The 17,980-nt window shown below is 72.4% G+C and carries 13 protein-coding genes; 4 read left to right on the top strand and 9 right to left on the bottom strand.

What is annotated here, in order from left to right; all coding sequences use genetic code 11:
• Positions 1-146: 146 nt before the first annotated feature.
• The 5 genes from glpK to IO36_RS17745 form a co-directional block, all read right to left on the bottom strand.
• Positions 147-1,667: a glycerol kinase GlpK gene (gene glpK, locus IO36_RS17765; RefSeq protein ID WP_037621032.1), complete on the bottom strand. Its 1,521-nt coding sequence runs from the start codon at positions 1,665-1,667 to the stop codon at positions 147-149.
• A 78-nt stretch (positions 1,668-1,745) separates the two neighbouring features.
• Positions 1,746-2,486 (bottom strand): MIP/aquaporin family protein, encoded by a 741-nt coding sequence (locus IO36_RS17760; protein WP_037621031.1) that lies wholly within the window; start codon positions 2,484-2,486, stop codon positions 1,746-1,748.
• 291 nt (positions 2,487-2,777) lie between these two features.
• Entirely contained in the window at positions 2,778-4,433 is a 1,656-nt protein-coding gene (locus tag IO36_RS17755; protein ID WP_037621030.1) for a GGDEF domain-containing protein, read from the bottom strand.
• 144 nt (positions 4,434-4,577) lie between these two features.
• A complete protein-coding gene (locus tag IO36_RS17750; RefSeq protein WP_037621029.1) occupies positions 4,578-5,768 on the bottom strand; it encodes a lipid-transfer protein in 1,191 nt (396 codons plus the stop codon).
• 37 nt (positions 5,769-5,805) lie between these two features.
• Positions 5,806-6,231 carry a Zn-ribbon domain-containing OB-fold protein gene (locus IO36_RS17745; RefSeq protein ID WP_037621028.1) on the bottom strand — a complete coding sequence of 142 codons (426 nt, stop codon included), beginning with the start codon at positions 6,229-6,231 and terminating at the stop codon, positions 5,806-5,808.
• Between the two features lie 377 nt (positions 6,232-6,608).
• On the opposite strand from IO36_RS17745, the gene IO36_RS17740 reads away from it, so the two are divergent.
• Positions 6,609-7,145 carry an NUDIX domain-containing protein gene (locus IO36_RS17740; protein ID WP_037621027.1) on the top strand — a complete coding sequence of 179 codons (537 nt, stop codon included), beginning with the start codon at positions 6,609-6,611 and terminating at the stop codon, positions 7,143-7,145.
• Positions 7,146-7,148: 3 nt separating this feature from the next.
• Here the strand turns inward: IO36_RS17740 and IO36_RS17735 are convergent, their stop codons facing one another.
• A complete protein-coding gene (locus IO36_RS17735) occupies positions 7,149-9,515 on the bottom strand; it encodes a glycoside hydrolase family 31 protein (RefSeq protein ID WP_078943278.1) in 2,367 nt (788 codons plus the stop codon).
• Between the two features lie 213 nt (positions 9,516-9,728).
• Here IO36_RS17735 and IO36_RS17730 point away from each other — a divergent pair, with 213 nt between their 5' ends.
• On the top strand, positions 9,729-11,696 hold the full coding sequence (locus tag IO36_RS17730) for an acetoacetate--CoA ligase (RefSeq protein WP_037621025.1): 1,968 nt from the start codon (positions 9,729-9,731) through the stop codon (positions 11,694-11,696).
• On the opposite strand, the gene IO36_RS17725 is transcribed toward IO36_RS17730, so the two are convergent.
• The gene (locus tag IO36_RS17725; protein ID WP_037621024.1) at positions 11,697-13,016 is read right to left on the bottom strand and encodes an aminotransferase class I/II-fold pyridoxal phosphate-dependent enzyme; all 1,320 of its coding nucleotides are present in this window, start codon (positions 13,014-13,016) and stop codon (positions 11,697-11,699) included. It lies immediately after the preceding gene.
• Between the two features lie 111 nt (positions 13,017-13,127).
• On the opposite strand from IO36_RS17725, the gene IO36_RS17720 reads away from it, so the two are divergent.
• Together IO36_RS17720 and IO36_RS17715 are read left to right on the top strand one after the other, a co-directional pair.
• A complete protein-coding gene (locus IO36_RS17720; protein ID WP_037621023.1) occupies positions 13,128-14,336 on the top strand; it encodes an MFS transporter in 1,209 nt (402 codons plus the stop codon).
• A 22-nt stretch (positions 14,337-14,358) separates the two neighbouring features.
• Positions 14,359-15,255: a hypothetical protein gene (locus IO36_RS17715; RefSeq protein ID WP_037621022.1), complete on the top strand. Its 897-nt coding sequence runs from the start codon at positions 14,359-14,361 to the stop codon at positions 15,253-15,255.
• A gap of 80 nt (positions 15,256-15,335) precedes the next feature.
• Here IO36_RS17715 and ptsP read toward each other — a convergent pair whose 3' ends face one another.
• Both ptsP and IO36_RS17705 read right to left on the bottom strand, forming a co-directional pair.
• Complete coding sequence (ptsP, locus tag IO36_RS17710) at positions 15,336-17,006, bottom strand: phosphoenolpyruvate--protein phosphotransferase (protein WP_037621021.1); 1,671 nt, start codon at positions 17,004-17,006, stop codon at positions 15,336-15,338.
• A gap of 78 nt (positions 17,007-17,084) precedes the next feature.
• On the bottom strand, positions 17,085-17,534 hold the full coding sequence (locus IO36_RS17705; protein ID WP_037621020.1) for a PTS sugar transporter subunit IIA: 450 nt from the start codon (positions 17,532-17,534) through the stop codon (positions 17,085-17,087).
• Positions 17,535-17,980 lie beyond the last annotated feature (446 nt).

Genomic DNA, 17,980 nt, shown 5'->3' with positions numbered 1-17,980 from the left:
CCCCGCGCCCGCGCGGCCGTCACGAAGCGCAGGTGCGGCCCGTACCCCCGCCGACCGGGGTACGGGCCGCGGTCGTGCACGCGCGCGTGATCCGTCCGGGCCCCGCACGCGCGTGAAACCGTGTTCCGCGCCGGCGCGCCCCGGGGCTATCCGACGGTGTCGTCGTGCCAGCCGAAGCTCTTCTCCACCGCCTTGCGCCAGTTGTCGTACTCGCGGTCGCGCACCGAAGCCTCCATGGACGGCGTCCAGGAGACGTCCTCCTGCCAGTGCGACTTCAGCTCGTCGAGGCCGTTCCACACCCCGGTCGCCAGCCCGGCCGCGTAGGCGGCGCCCAGACAGGTCGTCTCGGAGACCTTCGGACGGATGACCGGCACGCCCAGGACGTCCGCCTGATGCTGCATCAGCAGATTGTTCCCGGTCATGCCGCCGTCCACCTTCAGGGTGGTGATCGGCACCCCGGAATCCTGGTACATGGCGTCCACGACCTCACGCGTCTGCCAGCTCGTGGCCTCGAGCACCGCCCGCGCGAGATGCGCCTTCGTGACGTACCGCGTGAGACCCGTGACGACCCCGCGGGCGTCCGAGCGCCAGTAGGGGGCGAACAGGCCCGAGAAGGCGGGCACGATGTACGCGCCGCCGTTGTCCTCGACGCTCGCCGCCAGGGTCTCGATCTCGTCGGCGGAACGGATGATGCCGAGCTGGTCCCGGAACCACTGCACCAGCGCGCCCGTGATCGCGATCGACCCCTCGAGGCAGTACACGGGCGCCTCGGAGCCGATCTTGTAGCCCATCGTGGTCAGCAGCCCGTTCTTCGAGGGGACGGGCCTGTTGCCGGTGTTCAGCAGCAGGAAACTGCCGGTGCCGTACGTGTTCTTGGCCGTACCGACGTCGTAGCAGGCCTGCCCGAAGACCGCCGCCTGCTGGTCGCCGAGCGCCGACGCGACGGGCACACCGCCGAGCCGGCCGACCGCGGTGCCGTACACCTCGGCCGAGGACCTGATCTCGGGGAGCACCGCCTCGGGGATGTCCATGGCGGAGAGGATGGCCGGGTCCCACTGGAGGGTGTCCAGGTTCATCAGCATGGTGCGCCCGGCGTTGGTCACGTCGGTGACGTGCCGCCCGCCCTCGGTGCCGCCCGTCAGGTTCCAGATGAGCCACGAGTCGATCGTGCCGAAGGCGATCTCACCGCGTTCCGCGCGGGCGCGCAGTCCCGGGACGTTGTCCAGCAGCCAGGCGGCCTTGGGCCCGGAGAAGTAGCTGGCCAGCGGGAGTCCGGTCTGTTCCCGGAAGCGGTCCTGGCCGTCCGTGCCGCCGAGTTCGTTGCAGAGCGCCGACGTACGGGTGTCCTGCCAGACGATCGCGTTGTGGACCGGCTTGCCGGTGGCCCGGTCCCACAGCACCGTCGTCTCGCGCTGGTTGGTGATGCCGAGCGCGCTCAGCTGGTCGGCGCGCAGTCCGGCCTTGGCGACCGCTCCGGCGACGACGGCCTGCACCTTGGACCAGATCTCGGTGGCGTCGTGCTCCACCCAGCCCGGCTTGGGGAAGATCTGGCGGTGTTCGCGCTGGTCGACGGCGACGATCGCGCCGGACCGGTCGAAGATGATGCAGCGGCTCGAGGTGGTTCCCTGGTCGATCGCGGCGACGTATTTCTCGGAGTTGTCCGTCATGGCGTCCCCTTGCGTGTTCATCGTCAGGAGGCTGCGTTCGCGTCGGATGGCCGCGCCGCCGGGGGCGGCGGCGACAGGTCAGAAGGCGAGGTTGTAGATCCCGGCGCCCAGAGCGGCACCCGCGAGCGGACCGACGACGGGGATCCAGGAGTAGCTCCACTCCGAAGTGCCCTTGTTGGGAATCGGCAGCAGCGCGTGGGCGAGGCGCGGTCCCAGGTCGCGGGCCGGGTTGATGGCGTAGCCGGTGGGACCGCCCAGCGAGAGGCCGATGCCGACGACGAGGAAGGAGATGAGCAGGACCGGGAGTCCCGCGTCGCCGATGCCGGCCACGTGCTTGCCGCCGCCGACCATCCCGAGGATGGGCAGCATCAGGGCGGCGGTGGCGATGATCTCGGTGATCAGGTTCTGCACCGGATGGGCGATCTCGGGACGCGTCGAGAAGATGCCGAGCGTCTCGATGGCCTTGTCGTCCTCGGCGTTGAGGTTGAACTGGCCGAGGTAGAGCAGCCAGCACAGGACCGCCCCGACGACGGCTCCGGCGAACTGCCCGAGGAGGTAGAAGGGCACGTCCGACCACTTGGTGGAACCCTCGATCGCGAACCCGACGGTGACCGCCGGGTTGATCTGCCCGCCCGACAGCGGTGCCGCGGTGTAGGCACCGGCGAGGACGCCGAAGCCCCATCCGAAGGTGATGACGATCCAGCCCGCTCCCTGGGCCTTGGATCTGTTCAGAGTGACGGCGGCGCACACGCCGGCGCCGAAGAGGATCAGGATCGCCGTACCGATCAACTCGCCGACAAAGATGTCCCCGTTGCTCATGGCGGCTCCTAGGCTCTCGCCCGGAACGATCCGCTCCGGGCCACCGTGCAGAGTGCGTTCCCATGGCTGCTGCGGCCGGAGACAGGGAGATCCCGCGCCCTGCCCGGCGTCCGTGACGAGCGTGCCGTCGCAGCGGAATCGCCCGGGGGAAAAGGCCCTTGAGCAGGCCGGATGCCCTGCTGGTGCGGTGCCTGATGGCGCCCGATTGGCGGCGATGCCGACCGACACCCGGAAGTGTTCACCGGCGCCCAGGGGGCGTCAAGGCCGGTGACGGCACCGGTTACGGACCGGTCACCCGGTCAGCGTCCGCCCGTACGGCTCCCTCGGACCATGACCGGATCCGGTCCCCGTGCCGCGGCGGATCTCGTGCCCGGGCAGCCCCGCGCGCCCCAGCACCCAGCTCGCCCCGTCCAGCGCCTTGGCGGCCTGCTTGAGGGGAGCGAGCGAGGTGGCCGCCTGCCGGTGGTCCAGCACGCTGCCCGGCGCGCACAGCACCGTGGCCAGCGAGAGCGTGACGGCGTGCCCGCCCGCCGCCCAGGACGTGTCGAGCACCGAGGACGCCAGGGGGTCGAGGGTGTCCGGATCGGCGAGGACCAGGAAGTCGTCACCGCCGATGTGCCCGACCAGCGTCGCCCCGGACGCCGAGAGCTGCAGCGTCCGCCCCACCGACCGGATCAGCTCGTCCCCGGCCGCGAAGCCCGCTCCGTCGTTGACCTGTTTGAAGTGGTCGATGTCCAGCCAGCTCAGCGCGAAGACCCGGCCGGCGGCGATCCGCCGGTCCACCTCCCCGGTGATCGCGTCCGAACCGGGCAGCCGGGTCAGCGGATTGAGCCCGGCCGCCTCCTCGACCCGGCTCTCCGACAGCGCCCGTACGAGGTCCGCGAGGCGCACCACTCCCACGCACCGCCCGTGCCGGTCCACGACCGCCACGTCGTCGGACGTACGGTCCCGGTCCCCGTCCGCGACGACGTCCAGCACCTCCCAGGCCGTGGCGTCCACACCGACCGTGCGCGGCGCGTCGCCGAGTCTGACGGCCGGCCGGTCCGCGTACAGCGCGTGCCCGTAGCGCCCGGACATCGACAGCAGGAAGCGGGACCGGTGCACCGAGCGGACCGGCACCCCGAACGGGTCCACGAGCAGCACACCGGACACGTCGGGCGACCCGGTGAGCAGGGCCCGGACCTGTCCGGCCGACGCGGTGGCCGGCAACAGGGCGGCCGGGCGGACGAACTGCCCCACGGACGGCCCGGACCGGGGCGCGGCGCGGTCACCGGGCGTCAGCGCCGGAACGTATACGTCCGCCGAAGGGCGACGGGCGGGCGGTGCGAACAGATCGCCCTGAGCGAGCTGCGCCCCCGCCGTCAGCGCGGCGGCGCACTGCCCTTCCGTCTCGACGCCCTCGACGGACAGCAGCGCGCCGAGTTCGTCGCACAGCGTCCGCATCGCGCGCACGGCGGCGGGCCGCGACAGCAGGGACACGTCGAGCTTCATCAGGTCCGGGGCGAGATCCGTGAGCAGGCGCAGCGGTACGTCGCCGTCGCCGATCCCGTCCGCGCAGATCCGGAAGCCCTCGCCGCGCACCGCGGCCACCGCCTCCAGCAGGGCGTGCTGCGGCACGTGGGTGTAGGGCGGGACGACGTCGACGGTCACCTCCCAGGGCAGCCGTCCGGATTCCCGCACCTCGTTGCGCAGCGCGGAGAGCCGGCCGAGGTCGGCCAGGGTCCCGGCGAACACGTTGACGTGCAGCGGCAGCAGCGTCTCCCTGCGGGCGGCGGCCCGCAGGGCCAACGCGGCCAGTCTTCCGTCCAGTTCGGGATCACGGCGGGCCTCGGCCAGGATGTCCCCGGACTCGGGGCGGGCGAGTGTCTCCAGCGCCGCTATCCCCCCGGTCGTCAGATTGACGACCGGCTGGAAGGCGAAACGGATCATATCCGTCCAGGAGGGCACGTCAGAATGGTCCCGCCGTCCGCGGACGCCGGTGGGCGATTCACGAGGTGTTCACGCAGCATTCCGGGCTCGTCACAGTGAGTGCGGAGGAGGAGCCGGGCGCCCTGGGACGCACGGGTCCCGTGGGACGGCGGTGCCGACCGGCTAGCGCACCGCGACGACCGAGGAACCGTGGCCGAAGAGGCCCTGGTTGGCGGTGATCCCCACCCGTGCCCCGGCGACCTGGCGGTCACCGGCCTCGCCGCGCAACTGCCAAGTCAGCTCGCACACCTGGGCGATGGCCTGTGCCGGGACGGCCTCCCCGAAGGAGGCCAGCCCGCCGCTGGCGTTGACCGGTATGCGTCCGCCGAGCGTGGTGGCGCCCTCCCGCAGGAGTTTGCCGGCCTCCGCCTCGGCGCAGAGCCCGAGGTCCTCGTACCACTGCAGTTCCAGCGCCGTCGACAGGTCGTAGACCTCGGCCAGCGAGAGGTCTTCCGGGCCGATGCCCGCCTCCTCGTAGGCCGCGTGGGCGATGGACGCCCGGAAAGGCATCGGGGCGGGCTCCGCTCCGGCCGCGGAGTCCGTGGCGATGTCCGGAAGATCCAGGACGGTGTTGGGATAGCGCGGCGACACGGTCGACACCGCGCGGATCCGCACCGGTTCGGCGATCCCGTGCCGGCGGGCGAACTCCATGCCGGCCAGCACCACCGCCGCGCCGCCGTCCGAGGTCGCGCAGATGTCGAGCAGCCGCAGCGGATCGGCGACCACGGCCGAGGCGGCGACCTGTTCGGCCGTGACCCGCTTGCGGTAGCGGGCGTTGGGGTTGAGCGCGCCGAGGGCCGCGTTCTTCACCTTGACCTGGGCGAAGTCCTCGGGAGTGTCGCCGTACAGGGCCATCCGGCGGCGCGCGTACAGCCCGAAGTACGTCGGATTCGTCGCCCCGAGGACGCGGAAGCGCAGCCAGTCGGGATCGTCCGGCCGGTCCCCTCCGGCCGGCCGGAAGAACCCCTTGGGCGCCGCGTCCGCGCCCACCACGAGGACCACCTCGGCGAGGCCCGAGAGGATCCGCGCGCGCGCCGTGTCGAGGGCCTGTGCCCCGGAGGCGCAGGCCGCGTACACGCTCGCCACCCGCGCTCCCTGCCATCCCAGGGCCTGCGCGAACGTCGCCCCCGCCACATATCCCGGATAGCCGCCGCGGACGGTGGACGCGCCCACCACCGAGTCGACCTCCTGCCAGCCGATCCCCGCGTCGGCCAGGGCCGCGCGCGCCGCCGCGACCCCGTACTCGACGAAACGGCGTCCCCACTTGCCCCACGGGTGCATCCCCACGCCGAGCACCGCCACATCACCGGTCACCGTGCCACCCCCGTATGTCCCGTGTCCTCCACGTCGTTCACGCCGTCGCCCCGGTCGGCCGCCACTGCCACGTCGTCCAGGTGGTCTCCTCGTCCTCGTGCAGCACTCCGGGGACCGCCTCCACCTCCATGCCGATCGCGAGGTCGGCGACGGTGATCCCGGGAACCGCCTGGCCGAGCACCACGAGGCGCTCGGATTCCAGTTCCACAGCGATCAACGCGTAGGGTTCCCACGAGAGTTCCGGGTCGCTCACATAGGGTGACGGAGGCCGGTAGCGGCTGTCCGTGTACGACCAGACGCGCCCCCTCGGGGACAGGGGCACCTCGGCCAGCTCGCCGCCCGCGCAGCCGGGATTGCGGCAGAAGGCGTCCTCGCGGGGGAAGAACACCGAGGCGCAGGCCGAGCAGCGGGTGCCGAGCAGCCGGAACCCCTCCCCCTCTCCGGTGAACCACCCGGCGACCACAGGCGTGCGTGTGCGCGACACGGTCCCTCCCCGCACTCGATCTGACGGAACGTCAGAAGTGTGCCACGGGCTACGGGAATTGGGCAGGGCGCCGAGGGTCGGGCCGCCCGCCCCGCAGGCCGGGGCTCCGCCTCGGACTCCGCGCCGGCCGGAACGCTCCACGCCGCACCCCTCGAAGGCCGGGACGCTCCACGCCGCACCCCTCGAAGGCCGGGACGCTCCACGCCGCACCCCTCGAAGGCCGGGACGCTCCACGCCGCACCCCCCGCGGGCCGGGACGTTCAGCCGCGCCCCCACGGTCGGCCGGCGCCCTCCACCCCGGACCCCGCCCCTCCAATCCGAAGACGTCCGTCCGGTGATGGACTACAGTCCGCCGCGTGTCCGAAACCCCGCACCCACCCGCCGACTTCGCGCCGGATTCGCACTGCTCGAGCTGCGGCGCCCCCTACGGAGAGGGCGTCTCCGGCTGGCCCCGCACCTGCGCCGCCTGCGGCACGGTCGCCTACCGCAACCCGCTGCCGGTCGCCGTGGCCCTCCAGCCCGTCTACGACGACCAGGGAGCCGCCCTGGTCGTCATCACCCGGACCATCGCACCGGCGCGCGGGGGAGTTGCCCTGCCCGGGGGGTTCATCGACCACCGGGAGGACTGGCGGCAGGCCGTCGTGCGCGAACTCAAGGAGGAGACGGGTATCGACGCGGCTGGCCGGGACGTGCGGCTCGCCGACGCGATGAGCTCTCCCGCGGGGCACCTGCTGCTCTTCGGGCTTCTCCCGGAACGCCCCGCCTCCGAACTGCCCCCGCCTGCCGCCACCGACGAGACGGAGGGCTGGCACCTGCTGCGCAGGCCGGTCGAACTCGCCTTCCCCCTCCACACACTGGCGGCCCGCGCCTGGTTCGAGGGCCGGTACATCTGACGGTCAGGAAGCGGGGCTCCCCAGGCCCCGCACCCGCACGGGGCAGGACGGCTCGCCCGGGCCGTCGCCCCGGCGCACCACCACCTCGTCCCCCTCCCAGCGGGTCACGTAACGCTCGGCCTCCGGTTCCTCCCAGCCATCGCCGGCGTCGGGTATGACCAGCCCGCCTCCGCCGCTTCCCCGCACCGGCGCCCACGCCTCCAGCTCGACACCGCCGTCGGCACCGCGCACCGGCAGGACGGTGCCGGCCCGCGCCAGCACCGGAATCCGCGACAAGGGGGCGTCGACGACTATCTGGGCGGGCCCCTCGTACGCCTCCTCGGTGACCGTGTCGTACCAGCGCCCCCGCGGCAGCTGAACCGTCCGCCGCACGGCGCCCCGGTCCAGCACCGGCGCCACCAGCAGGCTGTCGCCGAGCAGGAAGGCGTCCTCGCAGTCACGCAGCGCCCGGTCCTCGGGACCGCCCCACCACAGCGGCCGCACGTACGGGGCGCCCGTGCGGCGCGCCAGGTGCGCCAGCGTCACGAAGTACGGAAGCAGGCGGCGCCGTTCGAGGAGCGCCACGCGCGCGTGCTCCAGCACCTCGGCACCGAACTCCCAGGGCTCCCTGCGCCCGGCCCTCAGACTCGCGTGGGTGCGGAACAGCGGCAGGTACGCCCCGAGCTGGAACCACCGCAGGTACAGCTCGGGCGACGGGCTGCCGTCGAAACCGCCCACGTCGGGCCCCGAATAGGGCACCCCGGACAGTCCGAGCCCCAGCACCAGGGACAGCGACGCCCGCAGTCCCGGCCAGCCCGTGGACACGTCCCCGGACCACGTCCCCGCGTACCGCTGCAGCCCCGCCCACCCGGAGCGCGAGAAGAGGAACGGCCGCTCCTGGGGAGCGAGTTCCCGCAGCCCCTCGTAGGCGGCCCGGGCCATGCCCAGCGCGTACACGTTGTGCGCCTCGCGGTGGTCGCCGCCGCGGCCCTCCATGTCGTGCCGGGCAGAGCGTGGCAGCGTCGACTCGCCGAATGCCGTGAACGACGTCGGTTCGTTCATGTCGTGCCAGAAGCCCGCGAAGCCCTGCGCGAGCCGCTCCTCGTAGAGCCCGCCCCACCACGCGCGCGCCCGCGGGTCCGTGAAGTCGGGGAAGACCGCCTCCCCGGGCCATACGACACCGCGCACGAGCCGCTCCGAGGAGTCCCGCACGAAGGCGTCCTCCGCGAGACCGCTGTCGTACACGGCGTTGCCCGGCTCCGCCTTGACCGCCGGATCGACGATGGACACCAGCCGGATCCCGTCGCGCCGCAGCTCCTCGGCCAGCAGCGGAAGCTTCGGGAACCGGTCGCGGTCGACCGTGAACACCTGATGGGCGTCGTAGTGGTCGATGTCCAGGTGCACGGCATCCAGCGGCAGGTCCCGCTCCTGGTAGCCCGCGACGATCCTGCGCACCTCCTGCTCGCTGCCGAAGCCCCACCGGGCGTGCTGGTAGCCCAGCGCCCACGCCGGCGGCACCGCCGCGGCGCCGGTCAGCGCCGCCCAGGAGCTCAGCACCCGCGCGGGAGTGCCCACCATGAGCCAGCACCGCAGCGGACCGCCGTCCATGCGCAGCTCGCACGATCCGGCCCGGTCGTGCCCCGAGCCGGCGCCCTCCTCGCCCTCCCGCAGGGTCACGGTGCCGTCCCACGTCGTGTCGTGGAACACCAGATGCGTGCCCGCGTCGGCGACCACCAGTTGGACCGGCATCGTGAGGTAGAGCGGATCGTCGCCCGGCCCGAACGCCCGCCCCGGATCCGTGTTCCACAGCCGGTACGCGCCCTCGCGCAGCCGGAGCCCCGAGGCCCGGCCGCCCAGACCGAAGAACCGGGCGTCGGCCGCCACTTCGGAACGCTGCATCCAGCGGGCCGTGCCGCCGTCGACGGGCTCCCACCAGCGGGGCGGCAGATCACGGCGCAGGACCACCCCGCCGGGCGTGAGGACCTGGACCGCGCCGTGCCGGGAGACCGTGACCGTGGCCCGCTCGGACACGACCCGCCAGCCGCCGTCCTTGTCCGGCTCCAGGACGGCCCGCGGGTCGGGCTCGGGACAGCGCCCCGCGAGCGCGTACGACGGCTCCGGCGCGACCGCGTCCCAGCCCCAGAAGACCGCCCCGCCCACCGTGACCGTGATCCGCAGTTCCGAGCGCGTGAAGCGGACGACCCCGCCGCCGGGGCCCGGCTCCACACCGAGCACGGGCCCGGGAACCCGGGCCCGCTCGGCGCCCCGCCGGGGCAGTCCACTGGCGTCCGCACGCCTCCTCCGCCATGCGGCCCGTACGGTGAGCAACCCCTGAGTGGTACCCCCCGAGCCGACCGCTTTCACCGAACGCACCAGGTCACGACCGTCCATGCTGCTCACCCTGCCACTCCGGACGCCTGTCGAGTGCGCCGTTCAACTGCCGTTCACCTGTTGCGCCGCCACATCTTCATGTCGCCGACTATGTGCGGTGTGCCCTGGTAAAGAAGTCGATCACATGGCATCGTCCGTGTCAGCCGCGTGACGCGCACACCCCCGCTCGTGCGCGACCGACGCACACGACGCGCACAGTCCGGGAGCCGCCCCATGTCCACCACGAACCCCTCACCGCTCTGGCAGCCCACCGCCGAGGGCATCGCCCAGGCGCAGGTCACGAAGTTCCAGACCTGGGCGGCCGAACGGCACGGAGCCCCGGCCGACGGCGGCTACCCGGCCCTGCACCGCTGGTCGGTCGACGAGCTGGACACCTTCTGGAAAGCCGTCACGGAGTGGTTCGACGTACGGTTCTCGACCCCCTACACGCGCGTGCTCGGCGACCGCGCCATGCCCGGTGCCGCCTGGTTCCCCGGAGGCACCCTCAACTACGCGGAGCACGCCCTGCGCGCCGCGGAGACCCGCGCGGACGAACCGGCCCTCCTGTACGTCGACGAGACCCACGAGCCCGTCCCCGTGACGTGGTCCGACCTGCGCCGCCAGGTCGGCTCCCTGGCCGCCGAGCTGCGCGCCCTCGGCGTCCGCCCCGGGGACCGGGTCAGCGGCTACCTCCCGAACATCCCGCAGGCCGTGGTCGCCCTGCTCGCCACGGCCGCCGTGGGCGGCGTCTGGACGTCCTGCGCCCCCGACTTCGGCGCCCGCAGCGTCCTCGACCGCTTCCAGCAGGTCGAACCCGTGGTCCTGTTCGCCGTCGACGGCTACCGCTACGGCGGCAAGCAGCACGACCGCCGTGACACCGTCGCCGAGCTGCGCCGTGAACTGCCCACCCTCAGGGCCGTCGTCCACATCCCGCTGCTGGGCACCGAGGCTCCCGAGGGCGCCCTGGAATGGTCGGCTCTGACCTCGGCGGACGTGGAACCCGTCTTCGAGCAGGTCCCCTTCGACCACCCGCTGTGGGTGCTCTACTCCTCCGGCACGACCGGTCTGCCCAAGGCGATCGTCCAGTCGCAGGGCGGCATCCTCGTCGAGCACCTCAAGCAGCTCGGCCTGCACTGCGACCTCGGCTCCGGGGACCGCTTCTTCTGGTACACGTCCACCGGCTGGATGATGTGGAACTTCCTCGTCTCCGGCCTGCTCACGGGCACCACCATCGTGCTCTACGACGGCAGCCCCGGGTACCCGGACACCGGCGCCCAGTGGCGCATCGCCGAACGCACGGGAGCAACCCTCTTCGGCACGTCCGCCGCGTACGTGATGGCCTGCCGCAAGGCGGACGTCCACCCCTCGCGGGACTTCGACCTCGGCCGCGTGCGGTGCGTCGCCACGACCGGCTCGCCGCTGCCGCCCGACGGGTTCCGCTGGCTGCACGACGAGGTCCGTGACGACCTGTGGATCGCCTCCGTCAGCGGCGGCACCGACGTGTGCTCCTGCTTCGCCGGAGCGGTACCGACGCTCCCGGTGTACATCGGCGAACTCCAGGCGGCCGGCCTCGGCACCGACCTCCAGTCGTGGGACGCCGGCGGAAAGCCCCTCACGGACGAGGTCGGCGAACTCGTCGTCACCAACCCCATGCCGTCCATGCCCATCCGCTTCTGGAACGACCCCGACGGCAGCCGCTACCACGACAGCTACTTCGACACGTATCCCGGAGTGTGGCGCCACGGCGACTGGATCACCATCACCTCACGGGGCTCCGTCGTGATCCACGGCCGTTCCGACTCCACGCTCAACCGAGGGGGCGTGCGGATGGGCTCGGCCGACATCTACGAAGCGGTCGAGAGACTCCCCGAGATCAAGGAGTCGCTCGTCATCGGTGTCGAACAGCCCGACGGCGGCTACTGGATGCCGCTGTTCGTCCACCTCGCGCCCGGCGCCGCGCTGGACGAGGACCTCCTGAACCGCATCAAGGGCACCATCCGGGAACAGCTCTCCCCGCGCCACGTGCCCGACGAGGTCATCGAAGTGCCCGGTGTGCCCCACACCCTGACCGGCAAGCGCATCGAGGTGCCCGTCAAGCGCCTCCTCCAGGGCGCCTCCATGGAGAAGGCCGTCAACGTCGGTTCCGTGGACAACGTCGAACTCCTGCGCTTCTACGAGAAGCTGGCCCGCGAGCGCGGCTGATCAGCCTCCGTAGGTGGCCTCCGACTCGCCGAGCACGGCCGCGAAGTCGGAGGCCAGGCGCACGGCGTCCGCCGGCGGGAGCTCCGCCGTCGAGATCCGCACCCCGGGCGCCGCCGCGGTCCTGAAACGCGCGCCCGCCGCGACCCACCATCCGTACGAACGCAGCCCGTTCACGACCGCCGACTCGTCCCGCACGGGCACCCACACGTTCATCCCGCTCGCGCCGTGCGCCTCGATGCCCCGGCCGCCCAGCTCGCTCAGCAGCGCGTCCCGGCGCAGCGCGTACGTCTCTCGGGCGCGCGTCACCAACGCGCGCGTGTCCTCGTCCGTCAGCAGCCCGAGGACCGTCTCCTGGAGCAGATGGCTGACCCAGCCCGACGTCAGCAGCAGCCGGCCGTCGTGCCGGGCCAGCGTCGTCGGATCGCACGCGGCGGCCGCCCACCTGAGGTCCGTCCCCAGGAACTTGCTCACCGTGCGGACATGGACCCAGCGGTTCAGGTCGCCCGACGTCAGCGTGTGCAGCGGCGCGCCGGCGACGGACGACGCGTGATCGTTCTCCACGACCAGCACCTCGGGCGCCTCCCGGAGAACGTCCACGAGGGCGTCCCGCCGTTCCTCGCCGAAGCCGCCGCCGCAGGGGTTCTGCGCCCGGGGGCTGTACACCACCGCGCGCACTCCCGACCTCAGCGCCGACCGCAGGGCGTCCGGCCGGATGCCCTCGTCGTCCACCGCGACCGGAACCGTGCGCAGCCCCAGCGCCGTGACCAGGTCCAGCAGATGGTGATAGCCGGGGTCCTCCATCGCCACCGCGTCCCCGGGCCGTAGTTCCACCGACAGCAGCCGCCCGACCACGTCCAGGGCGCCGTGGGCGAAGGTCACGTGCTCCGTCGGCACCCCGTCCGGTTCCAGCCAGTCGCGCACGGCCTCCTCCAGCCGTGCCAGCCGCGGGCTGCCGCGATGGGAGCGCGCACCGGGGGACAGCTGCGACGGCGGCACCAGACGGGGGAGCAGCGCCGGGTCCGGATGTCCGCCGGCCAGGTCGCGCAGCCCGTCCGGCACGCGCGGCGGCCGTCGTGACGCCACCGCGGGCGCGGCCGCGACCACGGTCCCGCCGCGTCCGCGGGTCACCACGATCGCGCGTTGCCGCAGCTCCTTGTACGCCGTCGCCACCGTCCCGGGGCTCACTCCGAGCCGGTCGGCCAGGGCCCGCACCGGAGGCAGGGCCGAACCCGGCTCCAGCGCGCCCTCGGCCACGCCCCGTTCCACGGACGCGGCAATCGCCTTGGCTGTCGTACCACTGATCGAATATTGTGCTGCCACGTAGAGAATTATGTATCAATACATTATCCGGAGCAAGGGGGAGCAGTGAATCCGATGCGCCGAGCGGCCGCCTGGACGACCCGTGTACCAGGAGGTCCCGACGGCCGGAGAATGCTCTGGATCGCCCTGGTCGACCGCATCGGCAGCGGCCTGTGGGCATCCGTCTCCGTCCTGTACTTCACCTACGTCACCGGCCTCTCGGTCGCCCGGATCGGCACCCTCGTGGCCGCGGCCGCCGTGGTAGGCATCGCGGGCGCGCCCCTGGGCGGGCGCCTCGCCGACCGCCTGCCGCTCACCCGCGTTCTCGTCGCGCTCCAGCTCCTGCGCGCCTGCGCCTCCTTCGCCCTGCTGACCACCGACCACTTCGCCCTCCTCCTGGCGTTCTCCGCCGCGGGAAGCTTCGGCGACCGGGCCGCCAACGTCCTCACCAAGCTCTACGCCACCCGCGTCTCGGGACCCGACCGCGTCCGCTACCAGGCCCTCAACCGCACCGTCGCCAACGCCGGCTGGGCCCTGGGAGGACTCGTCGCGGCCGGGGCCCTGACCATCGGGTCCACGGCCGCCTACCAGGGGCTGCTCGTGGGCGACGCCCTCTCGTTCGTCGCCGTCGCCCTCGCGACCGCCCGCTGCGGCGAGCCGCCCTCGGCGACCCGCACGATCGCCACGTCCAAGAACCCGCTCCCGGCGCCCCGCACAGCCGGTCCCTGGCGCGACCGCACCTACCTCGCCTACGTCGCCACCGAGACCGTCCTCTTCCTCGACGACGCCGTCTTCAAGGTCGGACTGCCCCTGTGCATCGCCCACTCCGACCGTGTGCCCCACGGCCTCGCACCCCTGCTGATGGTCCTGAACAACGTGATGGTCGTGGCCCTCCAGGTACCCCTGGCCCGGTTCGGCGCCACGACGGCCGCCGCGCGGGCGCTGCTTCTCCCGCTCTCCGGCTTCTTCGCCCTCGGCGGCGTGGCCATGGCCCTCTCGGCGAGGGGCGGAGCGGTGGCCGCATCCCTCGCCCTGACCGCGGCCGCCGCCGGCTTCACGGTCGCGGAGATGCTCCACGCCACCGTCTCCTGGGAACTCTCCGTCGCCCTCGCCCCGGACACCGCGCAGGGCGCCTATCTGGGCGTCCACGGACTGGCGCAGGCCGCACAGCGCAGCGTCGGACCACTCGCTGTCACCGCGGCCATCGCCACCGGCCCGCTCGGCTGGTCCGTCTTCGGCGCGACCATCGCCGCGACCTGCATGTTCCAGCACCGTCTCGTGCGCGACCGGCTCTCCCGACCCGCGTTGTCAGTGCTGCCGGTTACTGTGAGTGAGCATTGATCGACTGTGCACAGGGGGAAACATGGCGCACACCCAGAACCACACCCTGCGACGCGTCCTGCGCCGCGAGATCGCCGGCACCATCGGCCTGCTGACCGACGAAGAGGACTTCCGGGCGATGCGGCGTTACCGCACCTTCGCCTTCGACGACCACGGGGCCTATCTGGCCCAGGTCGAGGCCCTGCTCAAAACCCTCGCCGCCCAGGGCAGCCACACCACGGTCGCCCTCTTCGACCCCGAGGAGTACGCCGAGTTCTGTGCCGAGAGCGGCCTGGAACCCGACACCCCCCTCAGCCGGACCCGCTTCACCGCCCGACTGGCGGCGACCGGGCCCACCATCCCGTACGACGGACAGCCCCTCGACCAACTCGTCCCCGACCTCGTCGACGAAGCGGTCCGCCGGGCCACCTGGGAGTACGCCACCACCCTGCTGTCCCGCATCGGAAGCTGCGCCACCTGCGGCGAGGACATCGGCCGGGCCTCCTTCGTCCGCGCCGCGCACCTCATCGCCCGGGCCGTCGACACCGCGAGCCCGGGAGACCTCCACCTCGTGTGCAGCGTCGCCACCGTCCCCGACACCCTCGTCGCCGCGCTGCGGACCGAAGGCCGCACCGAGGGCATCCCGGACCTCGACGAGTCGGAAGCACTGGAACTCACCACTGTCCTGGCGCTCGGCATCGCCACCCGCAGCGCCTGCGGACTCGTCATGCGCACCACCGCCCCCGACGGCACCGACCGTGTCTACGGATGGCGCCTGCGAGGAGAGGATCTGGAGCCCCTCACCGCGGGGGAGGTGTTCGACGCCTACTGCACCGACATGGAATCCGGGGACCTGGTCTCCCCGGAATCAGGCGTCGACTACTGCGTACCTCCCGACCTCGGAGACGGGGGAGCGAGGACGGGCCACCACCGGCACTGAACGCGAAAGGGGCGCCCCATCCTCGGATGGAGCGCCCCTGACCACCGTCGACCGCCGCCGTCACCGACGGCGTCGCCCGGCTACTCGCCCGACAGCACCGCCTGAGCGGCGGTGCGCGCCTCTTCCGCCGTGTCCGCGGCCCGCGCGGCCGAGGCCGCCCGCTCGCACTGCGCCAGCGTGTACTTCGCCAGCGTCGCCCGCACATACGGGATCGACGCGGCGCCCATCGACAGGGAGGTGACACCCAGACCGGTCAGCACACAGGCCAGCAGCGGGTCCGACGCGGCCTCGCCGCAGACACCACAGCTCTTGCCCTCGGCCTTCGCCGCCTCGGCGGACATCGCGACCAGGTCGAGCAGCGCCGGCTGCCACGGGTCCTGCAGACGGGACACGGCGCCCACCTGCCGGTCGGCCGCGAACGTGTACTGCGCGAGGTCGTTGGTCCCCAGGGAGAGGAACTCGACCTCCTGCAGGATCGACCGCGCACGCAGCGCCGCCGACGGGATCTCCACCATCGCGCCGAACTTCGCCCGCAGCCCGGCCTCCCGGCACGCGTCCGCGAACGCCTTGGCGTCCGTACGGTCCGCGACCATCGGGGCCATCACCTCGAGATAGACCGGCAGTCCGTCCGAGGCCTTCGCCAGCGCCGTGAGCTGCGTGCTCAGGACGTCGGGGTGGTCGAGCAGAGTCCGCAGCCCGCGCACGCCGAGCGCGGGGTTCGGCTCGTCGGCCGGCGTCAGGAAGTCCAGCGGCTTGTCCGCGCCCGCGTCCAGCACCCGCACCACGACACGGCCCTCGGGGAACGCCTCGAGCACCTGACGGTAGGCCTCGATCTGCTTCTCCTCGGACGGCGCCTTCTTGCTGTCGTCGAGGAAGAGGAACTCGGTGCGGAACAGGCCGACGCCCTCGGCACCGGCCTCCACGGCCGCCGGCACGTCCGCCGGGCCGCCGACGTTGGCGAGCAGCGGCACCTTGTGCCCGTCGGAGGTGGCACCCGGGCCGGTCGACGCGGACAGCGCGGCCTTGCGCTCGGCCGCCGCGGCCTCCAGCTGTGCCTTCTTCTCCGCGCTCGGCTCGACGAAGATGTCGCCCGTGCTGCCGTCGACCGCGATCACCGTGCCCTCGGCCAGCTCTCCCGCGCCGGGGAGCGCCACGACGGCCGGTACGCCCAGCGCACGCGCCAGGATGGCGCTGTGGCTGGTCGGCCCGCCCTCCTCGGTGACGAAGCCGAGGACCAGGGTCGGGTCGAGCAGCGCCGTGTCGGCGGGCGCGAGGTCACGGGCGATGAGCACGTAGGGCTCGTCGCTGTCCGGGACGCCGGGCATGGGCACGCCGAGCAGCCGGGCGATGATCCGGTTCCGCACGTCGTCGAGGTCGGCCACGCGTCCGGCGAGGTACTCGCCCGCGCCGGCCAGCAGCGCCCGGTACGCGGCGAGCGCGTCGTACACCGCGCGCTCGGCCGTACTGCCGACGGCGATCCGCCGGTTCACGTCGGCCGTCAGCTCGGGGTCCTGGGCCATCATGGCCTGGGCCTCGAGCACGTGCTGGGCCTCGCCGCCCGCCAGATTGCCGCGCGCAATCAGGTCGGCGGCCACGTCCTCCACGGCCTTGCGGGCGCGTGCCTGCTCGCGGTCCGCGTCCTCCGGGGGGATCTGCTTGGCAGGCGGTTCGAGAACCGCCGTTCCCATGTGCCGAACCTCGCCGATCGCCACACCGTGGCTCACGCCGACGCCTCGCAGCGTTGTCTCCATCTCACCCGTCTCCGATTAGTGCGGCGGGCAAGGCCGCCGCGATGGTTTTCGAACGTGCCGTCCAGGACAGCGGTGGTGTCACTGCCAGCCGAAGAGCGCGTCGCCGGCCTTGACCTCGCCGGACTCGATGACCTCGGAGAGGGAGTCGGCCGTGGCCTCGAGAGCCACGACGGGGCACACGGGGGACTTGCCGGCCGCTTCGACGGCGGCGGGGTTCCAGCGCACGATGCTCTGCCCGCGCGTCACGGTGTCCCCCTTGTTGACGAGCAGCTCGAAGCCCTCGCCGTTCAGCTGCACCGTGTCGATGCCCAGGTGCGTGAGGACGCCGTGGCCCTCGCCGTCGACGACGACGAACGCGTGCGGGTGAAGGGAGACGATCACTCCGTCCACGGGAGCGACGGCCTCCGAGGGCTCACGCTCAGGGTCGATGGCCGTGCCGGGGCCGACCATCGCTCCGGAGAACACGGGGTCCGGTACCGCGGCGAGTCCGATGGCGCGTCCTGCGAGAGGGGACGTCACGGTGGTCATGGAAAGCCTCCGAGGGGGGTGGAGATCTGTACGGGTCGTCACTGCGTGTCCCGGACAGGGCACTGTTGAGCAGGGTATGTCATATGAAGTGCCGGTTCCGCGCGAGAGATCCCGGTTGGCGCCGAAGAGGACAGGGCAAACGATTTGCGCCCGCTCCCGCACCCCATGTAGAGTCGTACTCCTGCTTGAGGATGAGCGGCGTGACCAAGGCGTCGTTGCCCGGCAGCACCCAACTTGTCAGATCCTATCTCGGGTCTCGTTCTGCATGTCCGCAGGACGGTGGTCATCGAGACGGAAAAGGACTGATAGAGTCGGAGTCGCCGGAAGGGGAAACGCGAAAGCGGATTACCTGGAAAGCACCGAGGAAATCGGATACGGAAACGGTCTGATAGAGTCGGAAACGCAAGACCGAAGGGAAGCGCCCGGAGGAAAGCCCGAGAGGGTGA

The sequence above is a fragment of the Streptomyces aureus genome, from assembly GCF_000725495.1.
Lineage (GTDB): Bacteria > Actinomycetota > Actinomycetes > Streptomycetales > Streptomycetaceae > Streptomyces > Streptomyces aureus_B.
The sequence above is the reverse complement of the archived record's forward strand: the minus strand, read 5'-3'. Positions and strand labels throughout refer to the sequence as shown.

Coding starts and splice junctions, on each gene's coding strand:
- IO36_RS17760 (WP_037621031.1), bottom strand. CDS start 2,486: ATGAGCAACGGGGACATCTTTGTCGGCGAGTTGATCGGTACGGCGATC.
- IO36_RS17705 (WP_037621020.1), bottom strand. CDS start 17,534: ATGACCACCGTGACGTCCCCTCTCGCAGGACGCGCCATCGGACTCGCC.
- ptsP (WP_037621021.1), bottom strand. CDS start 17,006: ATGGAGACAACGCTGCGAGGCGTCGGCGTGAGCCACGGTGTGGCGATC.
- IO36_RS17735 (WP_078943278.1), bottom strand. CDS start 9,515: ATGGACGGTCGTGACCTGGTGCGTTCGGTGAAAGCGGTCGGCTCGGGG.
- IO36_RS17730 (WP_037621025.1), top strand. CDS start 9,729: ATGTCCACCACGAACCCCTCACCGCTCTGGCAGCCCACCGCCGAGGGC.
- IO36_RS17715 (WP_037621022.1), top strand. CDS start 14,359: ATGGCGCACACCCAGAACCACACCCTGCGACGCGTCCTGCGCCGCGAG.
- IO36_RS17720 (WP_037621023.1), top strand. CDS start 13,128: ATGCTCTGGATCGCCCTGGTCGACCGCATCGGCAGCGGCCTGTGGGCA.
- glpK (WP_037621032.1), bottom strand. CDS start 1,667: ATGACGGACAACTCCGAGAAATACGTCGCCGCGATCGACCAGGGAACC.